General features: G+C 73.3%; 7 protein-coding genes and 1 pseudogene. 5 read left to right on the top strand and 3 right to left on the bottom strand.

Going from position 1 to position 9,497, the window contains the following annotated elements:
- Positions 1-232 (bottom strand): annotated as a pseudogene (locus tag ACLZOT_RS13360) (hypothetical protein); the annotation flags it as partial.
- On the opposite strand from ACLZOT_RS13360, the gene ACLZOT_RS13355 reads away from it, so the two are divergent.
- The 3 genes from ACLZOT_RS13355 (at position 231) to ACLZOT_RS13345 (ending at position 4,911) form a co-directional block, all read left to right on the top strand.
- Entirely contained in the window at positions 231-1,403 is a 1,173-nt protein-coding gene (locus ACLZOT_RS13355; RefSeq protein WP_416969052.1) for a winged helix DNA-binding domain-containing protein, read from the top strand. The pseudogene ACLZOT_RS13360 and the gene ACLZOT_RS13355 overlap by 2 nt on opposite strands.
- Positions 1,404-1,528: 125 nt before the next feature.
- Complete coding sequence (locus ACLZOT_RS13350; RefSeq protein WP_416969051.1) at positions 1,529-4,444, top strand: SpoIIE family protein phosphatase; 2,916 nt, start codon at positions 1,529-1,531, stop codon at positions 4,442-4,444.
- A gap of 23 nt (positions 4,445-4,467) precedes the next feature.
- Complete coding sequence (locus ACLZOT_RS13345) at positions 4,468-4,911, top strand: RpiB/LacA/LacB family sugar-phosphate isomerase (protein ID WP_416969050.1); 444 nt, start codon at positions 4,468-4,470, stop codon at positions 4,909-4,911.
- A gap of 2 nt (positions 4,912-4,913) precedes the next feature.
- On the opposite strand, the gene ACLZOT_RS13340 is transcribed toward ACLZOT_RS13345, so the two are convergent.
- Positions 4,914-5,225: a DUF6191 domain-containing protein gene (locus ACLZOT_RS13340; RefSeq protein ID WP_416969049.1), complete on the bottom strand. Its 312-nt coding sequence runs from the start codon at positions 5,223-5,225 to the stop codon at positions 4,914-4,916.
- 15 nt (positions 5,226-5,240) lie between these two features.
- On the bottom strand, positions 5,241-5,765 hold the full coding sequence (locus ACLZOT_RS13335) for a hypothetical protein (protein WP_416969048.1): 525 nt from the start codon (positions 5,763-5,765) through the stop codon (positions 5,241-5,243).
- A gap of 522 nt (positions 5,766-6,287) precedes the next feature.
- Between ACLZOT_RS13335 and ACLZOT_RS13330 the strand changes: the two genes are divergently transcribed.
- Both ACLZOT_RS13330 and ACLZOT_RS13325 read left to right on the top strand, forming a co-directional pair.
- Positions 6,288-7,286: an ATP-grasp domain-containing protein gene (locus ACLZOT_RS13330; RefSeq protein ID WP_416969047.1), complete on the top strand. Its 999-nt coding sequence runs from the start codon at positions 6,288-6,290 to the stop codon at positions 7,284-7,286.
- 527 nt (positions 7,287-7,813) lie between these two features.
- Positions 7,814-9,466 carry a cellulase family glycosylhydrolase gene (locus ACLZOT_RS13325; RefSeq protein WP_416969046.1) on the top strand — a complete coding sequence of 551 codons (1,653 nt, stop codon included), beginning with the start codon at positions 7,814-7,816 and terminating at the stop codon, positions 9,464-9,466.
- Positions 9,467-9,497: the final 31 nt, after the last annotated feature.

Below are 9,497 nucleotides of genomic sequence, written 5' to 3'. Positions count from 1 at the left end.
CGCTGCCCGCTGCCCGCTGCCCGCTGCCCGCTGCCCGCTGCCCGCTGCCCGCTGCCCGCTGCCCGCTGCCCGCTGCCCGCTGCCGGTCGGGCCCTTGGCCGTTGGCGGCTCCGTCCGGCGCCTCGTCCGCATTCGGCGGCCACGCCCTCCCCCCGACCTGCCCTTCTCCGCTGGCCGACCCCTGCACCGGCTCGTCGGCGACCGCCCCCGACCCGGTATCCTCCGGCGCCATGACCACCCCCCTCCCCAGACTCAGCGACGCCCACCGCCGCGCCCTCCTCGTCACCCGGCACCGCCTCGCGCCCGCCCTGCGCGCGGCCACTCCGGAGGAGGTCGCCGAGTCGGTGCTGTGCCTGCACGCGACGGACCCGGCGAGCGTCTATCTCTCGGTGGCCGCACGTCAGGAACCGCCGTCCATCGGGGAGTTGGAGCGGGCCCAGTACGAAGACGGCACCCTGGTGCGGATGTTGTGCATGCGGCGCACGGTGTTCGTGGTGCCCCGTGACCTCGCCCCCGTCGTCGACGCGGCCGCCGCCCGCCCGGTCGCGGCCCGCCTGCGCCGGGACCTCCTCAAGGTGCTGGCCGAACAACTCGGCTACGACGAGGAGAGGTTCACGGCCGTCGAACGCGAGGTCGTGACCGCGCTCACCGGACTCGGCGAGGCGACGGCGAGTCAGCTCTCCGGCGCCGTACCGGAGTTGAGCGAGCGGATCGTGCAGGCGCCCGGCAAGGCGTACGAGGCGCGGCCGAAGATCGCCAACCGGTTCCTCGGGGTGATGGCGGCGGAGAACCGGATCAGGCGCGGGCGCCCGCTGGGGAGTTGGGCGTCGTCGCAGTTCCGCTGGCGGCTCGTCGAACCGCACCCCGAACTGCCCGCGGCCGAGGCGAGGACGGCGCTGGTCACCCGCTACCTGGAGGTGTTCGGACCGGCCACCACCGAGGACGTGAAGTGGTGGACGGGCTGGAACCTCACCGACACCCGCAAGGCCCTCGCGGAGACCGGCGCGCTCCCCGTCACCCTGGACCACGGCGAGGGCCACGCCCTCCCCGCAGACCTGGAGACCCCCGACCCGGTGGAGCCCGGCATCGCCCTGCTGCCCGCCCTCGACCCCACCCCCATGGGCTGGCGGCACCGCGACTGGTACCTCCAACCCGCCCTGACCACCGACCTGTTCGACACGAACGGCAACATCGGCCCGACGATCTGGTGGGACGGCAGGATCGTCGGCGTCTGGTCCCAGCGCGCGGACGGCGAGATCGCCACCCACCTGTTCGACCAGGACGTCAGCACGGCCGCCCTCACCGCCGAGACCGCCCGCCTCGCGGACTGGTTCGGCGACACCCGCGTCCGTTCGAGCTTCCGCACACCCATCGAACGGCGCCTGTACGACGGCACCCTCTGACGGCCCGGCCCGAAGTCGCCGAGAACACGGCGGGGTTGCCCTCCGCATGGCGCCAACCCCCCGTGACCGGTGAGAATTCTGCGAAGCACGCTTTCGTCCGAGACGTGAACGATAAGGTTCCCAGCATGAACGCGCGGTTGGCTTTGCTCGGCACGGTAGGCCCCGGCATCCCGGAGAGCGAAGTCTTCCGACTGGCCCTCCAGCACGCCGTGGCCGAGCTGGGCGCCCTCGGTGGCACGATCCACCTGCGCGGCCCCAAGTCCCCGCTGCGCCTGGTCTCCTCGACCGGCCTGCCGTCCGCCCTCACCCGCGCCTGGGAACTCGTCGACCAGGGCGGCCCCCTCGCCCCCGCCCGCGCCCTGCACCGCGGCAGCGGCGTCTGGGACCCCCTGCCGGGCGACGCCACCGACCCCACCTGGCCCGGCACCGGCCTCGCCGCCCTCCCCCTGTACCGGGGCGAGCACAGCATCGGTGCCCTCACCGTCCTCACCGGCGACTCCGGCCAGCCGACGGCCGCCCAGTGGTCGTACCTGCGCGCCCTCGTCTCCTGGGCCGAGGACCGCATGGGCCAGGCCCCGCCGCTCACCCACCGCCCGCGCGGCGAACAGCACGCCCGGCTGCGCCAGGCCCTCAAGGAGGCCCGGGTCGGCGCCTGGGACTGGGACCTCACCAGCGGCGCCCTCAGCTGGGACGAGGCCGCGATGGAGCTGTACGGCACCCGCCCCGCCGACTTCACCGGACACATCGACAGCTGGCTGCGCGTCGTCCACCCCGACGACCTCGCCCCCACCCTCGCCCTCGCCGAACGCGCGGTGCGCGACCGCGACGTGTTCGAGGCCGAGTACCGGGTGCGCGCCCTGGACGGCGGCTGGAACTGGACCCGCACCCGCGGCAAGGCGACGTACCACGCGGACGGCGAGCCGCACCGGCTCATCGGCATGGCCTGGGACAGCGACGACTCCCGGCCGGGACGCGACGCCCTCGGCCGCGCCCTGCGCCACATGAGCGACGGCTTCCTCGCCGTCGACGACGACTGGCGGATCACCTTCGCCAACCTGGAGGCCGAGCGCACCCTCGGCCTCACCGAGGAGGAACTCTTCGGCCGCACCCTGTGGGACGTACCCGCCATTCGCTACGTCCCCGGCCTCGAACAGCGCTGCCGCAAGGCCGCCGCCGAGGAGAGACCCACCGAGTTCGACATCCACCCCAGCGACACCTGCCGCCGCTTCCACCTGCGCCTCGTGCCCGGCCCCGACGGCCGCACGCTGTACTTCACCGACGTCACGGAGAAACGCCGCCTCGCCGACGAACGCCGCGCGGGCGAGCGCGCCGCCTCCCAGCGCGCCGCGCGTATCGCCGAACTGACGGCCGCCCTCGCCAAGGCGACCACCTCGCAGGACGTCGTCGACGCGGTCGCCCGCCGGGTGCTGCCGCCGTTCGCCGCCACCGGACTGCTCGTCCAGGTCATCGAGGACGACCGGCTGCACAACGTCGGCGCCGTCGGCTACCCCGAGGAGTTCCTCGCCGAGATCGAGGGCCGCCGCCGCGTCCCGCGCGACCCCTCCTGGGACGCCGTCACCCACGGCACCCCCCTGTTCCTGTCCACCGCCCGCGAACTCGTCGAACGCGCCCCCCAGCTGGCGGCCATGCCCGAGCGCGCCGGCAAGGAGGCGTGGGCGTTCCTGCCGCTCACCGCCTCCGGCAAGACCTTCGGCATCTGCGTCGTCGCCTTCGACCGCCCGCGCCGCCTCACCGACGAGGAACGCACCCTGCTGGCCACCATCAGCGCGCTGGTCGCCCAGGCCCTGGAGCGCGCCCGCCTCTACGACGCCGAGCACACCCGGTCCCGCGAACTCCAGCGCAGCCTGCTGCCGGACGCCCTGCCCGACCTGCCCGCCTGCACCGCCGCCGCCCGCTACCTCCCCGCCGGCCAGGGCATGGACGTCGGCGGCGACTGGTACGACATCATCCCGCTCTCCGGCGGACAGGTCGCCCTCGTCGTCGGCGACGTCATGGGGCACGGCCTGCGCGAGGCGGTCACCATGGGACGGCTGCGCACCGCCGTCCACACCCTCGCCGACCTGGAACTCCCGCCCGACGAGATCATGGGCCACCTCAACGACATCGTCAGCGCGATGGGCGAACGTTCCTACGTCACCTGCCTGTACGCCCTGTACGACTCCACCACCCAGACCTGTTCCCTGGTCCGCGCCGGGCACCCGCCGCCCGCGCTGGTCCACCCCGACGGCACCGTCCACTTCCCCGACACCGTCGTCGACCCGCCGCTGGGCGCCGCCCGGCCGCCCTTCGAGACCGTCGAACTCGCCGTCCCCGAAGGCAGCCTGCTGGTCCTCTACACCGACGGGCTGGTGGAGTCCGCGACCCGCGAGGTCGACCAGGGCATGGCCGACCTCGGCCGCCTCCTGCGCACCGCGCACCGCGACGGCACCACCGCCGACCTGGAAGCCCTCTGCGACCGCCTCACCGCCGAACTCCTCCCCGCCGACCAGCAGGCCGCCGACGACGCCGCGTTCCTCGTCGCCCGGCTGCACGCCCTGCCCGCCGAGAAGATCGCCTCCTGGTGGCTCCCCGACGACCCGCGCGCCGCCGGACAGGCCCGCGGCCACGTCCGCGACCAGCTCACCGCCTGGCACCTCGACGACCTCATCCCCACCACCGAACTCCTCGTCAGCGAACTCGTCGGCAACGTCGTACGCCACGCGCGCGGCCCCGCCCGGCTGCGGCTCCTGCACGGCACCGAGCTGGTCTGCGAGGTCTTCGACGGGAGCCTCACCATGCCGCGCATCCGCCGGGCCACCGACACCGACGAGGGCGGCCGGGGGCTCCAGCTCGTCTCCGCGCTCGCCCACCGATGGGGGACGCGGTACACGGCGACCGGCAAGTGCATCTGGACGCAGCAGCCGGTCGACGGGCCGGTGGGCCTGCCCGGAGCCACGGACGCGGAGGGGGCCGGGATCCTCCCCGGGTTCGCGGACTTCGACGGCGACCTCGACAAACTGCCCTTCGGGGACGACTGGTGACCCCCGCTCAGTACGCTGCCCCCATGCGCATCTCCGTCTCCTCCGACATGGACGAACCCGTCGCCCGCGCCCTCGTCGTCGAACTGCGGGGGCGCGGCCACGACGTGATCACGCACGGCGCGCTGCGCGAGGGCGCCGACCCCCAGTGGGCGGTGTGCTCCGAGGCCGCCGCCCGGGACGTCGCCGAGGGCCGCGCCGACCAGGCCGTCGTCTGCTGCTGGACCGGTACCGGCGCCTCCATCGCCGCCAACAAGGTCCCCGGCGTCCGCGCCGCCCTGTGCACCGACGCCTACACCGCCGACGGCGCCCGCCGCTGGAACGACGCCAACGTCCTCGCGCTGGGGCTGCGCCTCACCTCCGAGCCGCTCCTCAAGGAGATCCTGGACGCCTGGTTCACGGCAGAGGCGAGCGACGACGCCGAGGACCGGGGGAACGTCGAGCACGTGTCCCGGCTCGACGGACGCTGACCTCAGCGACGTATTCGTACGACCGCCCGGCCCCCGTCGAGATCGACCGTCGTCCGGTGCGGCGGCGCCCCGTCCTCCTCGTCGTCCCGCAGGACCAGCGACGACTGGCGCTCCTTCAGCTCGTGCTGCTTGCCCGGCGACAGCGCCGCGTGGAGCTGCTCGAAGCCGGTCGCCGAGATCTGGCCCTGGCGGGCGGAGTTGCGCCACGGCAGGAGACCCGCGCGGCCGGCCCGCAGGAGGAGCTGGTCCGCGAAGGCCACGGCCGTCAGCACGATGACCAGTCCCGGCAGGGTCATGAAGACGACGAGTTCCATGCCGCCCAGTATGGGTCAGCCCACTGACAACGACCCCACCGCACGGTCGAAGTAGCGCCGCTCCGCGGGCTCTTGGGGCCGGAAACCACGCTCGGCGAACGGCGCGAACAGCCGCCCGTGACGCTCCAGGAGGTCCCGGGCCGGCTCCCGCGCGTCGACCGCGCCCTCGACCGTCACCAGCGGCAGCGACCGCGCCCCCGCGAGGACCGACACCGCCCACCGCTCCACGTCGTCCTCCGCGAGCCGCAGCCGCCGGAACCCCACCCCGGTCACCTCCTCCCAGCCGACACGCCGCCGCGACCAGGGCCGCAGCACCGTCACCCCGGAGTCGTCGCAGCGCACCGCGAACCGCCCGCGCAGCGCGAAGTGCAGCAGGAACGGCAGCACCAGGCTCCCCACGACCGCCGGCCCCGCCGGATCGGCGCCGAACAGGCCGCTCACCCCGCTCACGGTCATGGCGACCCAGCTGACCACGGTCACCCCGATGAACCACTCCGTGCGCAACGGGCCTTCCAGCACCCGCACCCTGACATCCGTCACACGATCACGGTAACCGCACGACAGAGACCCTGACATGAGTGTTCTCACTCAGACCGGGCAGATGAATTGAGCGAACCTCGACGACGCCGCCGCTGCCGACGACGCCGACGACGATGCATCGATGCATCCGAAGACCCGTACGGCAAGGGGCGGTTGGGGCCGGACAGGGCTCAGGGGGCACCGGACGGTATCCGCGGCCGACGCGGGGCGCACGGCCGGGGCGTCCGGCGCAGAGGCAGGGTCAGGGCGCCGGGGCGCGTGCGCCCTGGCCCGGTCCACCACCGGGCGCCTACTGTGGCGCCACAGCCCTGCGGCGCGGGACCGGCGGGGCACCCCGCAAGAACCCCGGAGCCCCGGCCGCCGCCCGGCCGGGCCCGCACACCGGGTCCGCACCCCGCCACGGCCGCCGGCCGACGGGGCACGGACACCCCGCGCGACAGGCACCACCCGTGACACCGCACGCGCCGAGGGCGCCGACCACCCCGCGCCGCGAGCGCGCGTCGAGAGCATCAGGAGGCCGCTGTGTCCCGACCCCGCATCGCCCTGATCGCCGACCCCACCTCGCCCGAAGGCTGCCGGGACTACCTCGCCGAGGCCGTGGAACTGCTCACCGGAACCCCGCCCGTGCGCGTCGACTCCCGGCACTTCGAGACCGGCGGCGGGGGACGCGCCGTACGCGACGGCGGCCGGTTACGGCTCCAGGTGCCCGAGGAGCACCTCGACCTCGTACCCGACGTCGTCGTCCTCTACGAGATCCCGCCCCACCGGCGTGCCGCCCTCGCCGGTTTCCAGCGGCTGCTGGAGGAGTGTGATGTCGCGACCCTCGGTGCCGGGCCCGACGCCTGGCGCACGGCCACCGAGAAGAACCTCACCGTGGAGCGCTTCCGGCGCGACGGCGTCGCCCAGATGGAGACCGTCGTGCTGTCCCGGCCCACGGACGGCGAGGCCCGGGACGCCTTCGAGGGGCTGGGCGGGGACACCTGGGCCCGGCCGGTCGTCGGCACCGGCGGCAACGACACCTTCCACGTCACCAGCCTCGACCGCCTCGCCGAGGCCGCCGCCTACTACGCGGGCCAGGACACCGACTGGCTGCTGTCGCGCGACGCCGGGAACGTCACCGCCGACGGGCAGCGCCACCAGTTCCGCGTCTTCGTCCTCGGCGGGCGGATCGTGCACGCCCGCGAGCACCTCCAGCCCGAGGACGACACGCCCTGCAACACCTGCCGGGGCGCGACCCCGGTCCACCTGGGGGCGCACGGACTGCCGCCCCGCCTCGCCGAACTGGCGATCGCGGCGACCGCCTCGGTGGGCCTGCCGTTCGCCGGGGTCGACCTCGCGGTGGAGAACGGCGGCGTCGTCTTCGAGGTCAACGTCCAGCCCGCCTTCGTGGACGGCGAACTCCCGCTCGTCGCCGTCCCGTACATCGAGGCCCACCTCGAAGCCCACGCCCTGGCCACCGGCGCCCGCCCCGGCGCGGCGCGGGTGCCGCTCGGGCGGGGAGACAGGCTCCCGTCCCGGTGACGTGACGCGACGGCCGGAGCACCCGACCGACGTGCTCCGCCCTGACCGTCACCGGGACGGGGTCCAACCACCCCGACCTGCGGGGGAGTCGGACCGTACAGCAACAAGAAAGCGGCGCGGCCGGGGAGGGACCCCGGCCGCGCCGCCGCGCGCGGAAAGCTCGGAAGCCGTCAGTAGGGAAGCGTCCGACCGGAGGGCGTCCGCAGGTCCTGCGGCTCCGGTCGGCGAGGTCCACGGGGATGCCTGTTCAACTGGATCCTCTTCACGTCCGCCTCCTCGTCCCCCGCAGCACGGGCCAGTTTGCGTCCCGTGCGCTCGGGCGTGTTGACCTTCTTGGGGCCGGTCATCCCCATCTCGCGGCCGGAATATGCCGGTGGGCCGGAACGAATGTGCGCAGGTCGGGGCGCACGCTCCGATGAGCCTGCGCCGCCTCTCTTGACGTGTACTTGGCCAAGTGGGTTCATGGGAGCGCTCCCATCTCTCTGTCCACAGCCTGAACTTCCTGGCGCTCACTCAACGGAGCCGCAGTGAGAACACCCAGATCCGTCTTCCGGAAAGTGCTGGCCGCCCTCCTCGGGGCACTCCTGCTCGGCGCGCTCGCCCCCGCCGCCGTCCAGGCCGCCACGACGGCACCCGCCGTCAAGGCGACCGGCCTGCACATCAGCAACGGCCGCCTCCTGGAGTCCAACGGCAACGATTTCGTGATGCGCGGCGTCAACCACGCGCACACCTGGTACCCGACCCGCCTCAACCAGTCCCTCGCCGACATCAAGGCGTTCGGCGCCAACACCGTCCGCGTCGTCCTCGCCGACGGCCACCGCTGGACCGCCAACACCGCCTCCGACGTTGCCAACGTCATCGCCCAGTGCAAGGCCAACCGCGTCATCTGCGTCCTGGAGGTCCACGACACCACCGGCTACGGCGAGGAGTCCGCCGCCGGCACCCTCGACCAGGCCGCCGACTACTGGATCGGCCTCAAGAGCGTCCTCGCCGGACAAGAGGACTACATCGCCATCAACATCGGCAACGAGCCCTGGGGCAACACGAACCCCGACGGCTGGACCGCCCCCACCGTCGCCGCCGTCAAGAAACTCCGCGCCGCCGGCTTCCAGCACCTCCTGATGGTCGACGCCCCCAACTGGGGCCAGGACTGGCAGGGCGTCATGCGCGCCAACGCCCAGTCCGTGTACGCCGCCGACACCACCGGCAACCTCATCTTCTCCATCCACATGTACAGCGTGTTCGACACGGCCGCCGAGATCACCGACTACCTCAACGCCTTCGTCACGGCCAGACTCCCCATCCTCATCGGCGAGTTCGGCGGCCCCGCCGACCAGTACGGCGACCCGGACGAGGACACCATGATGGCGACCGCCCAGCAGCTCAAACTGGGCTACCTCGCCTGGAGCTGGAGCGGCAACACCGACCCGATCCTCGACCTCGCCCTCAACTTCGACAAGAACAACCTGAGTTCGTGGGGCCAACGGATCTTCAACGGCGCCAACGGCATCGTCAGCACCTCCAAGGAAGCGACGATCTTCGGCGGTGGCGGCCCCGGCGGCGACACCCAGGCGCCGACCGCCCCCGGCACGCCCACCGCGTCGGCGGTCACCGGCAGCTCGGTGACCCTGACCTGGGCCGCGTCCTCCGACAACGTTGGCGTGAGCGCCTACGACGTCGTCCGGGTGAGCGGCACGACCGAGACGGCCGCCGCCGCGTCCACCACCAACTCGGCGACCGTGACCGGGCTTTCGGCCTCGACGGCGTACACGTTCGCGGTGTACGCCCGGGACGCCGCCGGGAACCGGTCCACCCGGTCCGCCGCCGTGAACGTGACCACGGGCCCGCCCGCCCCCGGCCAGTCCTGCTCCGTCGGGTACCGGGCGGTGGGGGAGTGGTCCGGCGGATTCCAGGGCGAGATCGTCATCAAGAACACCTCGACGACCGCGATCAACGGCTGGACCCTCGGGTTCTCCTTCGCCGACGGCCAGACCATCAACAACATGTGGGGCGGCACGGCCACCCAGTCCGGGGGCGCCGTGACCGTGAAACCGGCCAGCTACACGGCGAACATCCCGGTGGCCGGGTCGGTGACCGTCGGGTTCATCGCCACCAAGGGCGCCACGAACAGTGTTCCGGCCGCCTTCACGCTCAACGGCACGACCTGCGCGAAGAGCTGACGGACCATCATGACGGGCCGGGGCGAGCGCG

The sequence above is a fragment of the Streptomyces sp. 4F14 genome (assembly GCF_048159485.1).
In the GTDB taxonomy this organism is placed as follows: Bacteria; Actinomycetota; Actinomycetes; order Streptomycetales; family Streptomycetaceae; genus Streptomyces.
Note: the sequence above shows the minus strand (reverse complement) of the source record. Positions and strands in the feature narration are given on the sequence as shown.